Here is a 616-nt window from a genome sequence, read left to right as displayed (position 1 = left end):
CTACCGAAACAGCATACTTATATTCTACTTGGGAAGAAGAATGTGAATCAAATCCGACTAAAAAAAATAACAAAGTGATAATTTTAGGAGGAGGACCTAATAGAATAGGACAAGGTATTGAATTTGATTATTGTTGTGTCCACGCCGCTTTAGCTCTACGAGAAGATGGTTTCGAAACAATTATGATTAACTGCAATCCAGAAACAGTATCTACCGATTATGATATTTCTGATCGTTTATACTTTGAACCCCTTACTCTTGAAAACATTTTAGAAATAGTAAAAATAGAAAAACCTTATGGCGTAATTGTACAATACGGAGGTCAAACTCCATTAAAACTAGCCAATGAATTTGCAATAGAAGGAGTACCAATAATAGGGACAACACCATATTCTATAGATCAAGCAGAAAATAGATACAATTTCCAAAAAATTGTGTCAAAATTAAATTTAAAACAACCTTTAAATGCAACAGTAACCAATTTAAAAGAAGCCAAAATAAAATCTAAAGAAATTGGATTTCCCATTATGGTAAGACCTTCCTATGTGTTAGGTGGAAGAGAAATGGAAATTTGTTATAATATTAAAACTCTTGAAAAATACTTTGAAAATAAATT

The 616-nt window shown here is 30.5% G+C and carries 1 pseudogene; it reads left to right on the top strand.

What is annotated here, in order from left to right:
* Positions 1 to 616 (top strand): annotated as a pseudogene (carB, locus tag LDP10_RS03085) (carbamoyl phosphate synthase large subunit); the annotation flags it as partial.

The organism is Buchnera aphidicola (Pemphigus obesinymphae) (assembly GCF_026122815.1).
Classification (GTDB): Bacteria; Pseudomonadota; Gammaproteobacteria; order Enterobacterales; family Enterobacteriaceae; genus Buchnera_C; species Buchnera_C aphidicola_BJ.
The sequence above is the reverse complement of the archived record's forward strand: the minus strand, read 5'-3'. Positions and strand labels throughout refer to the sequence as shown.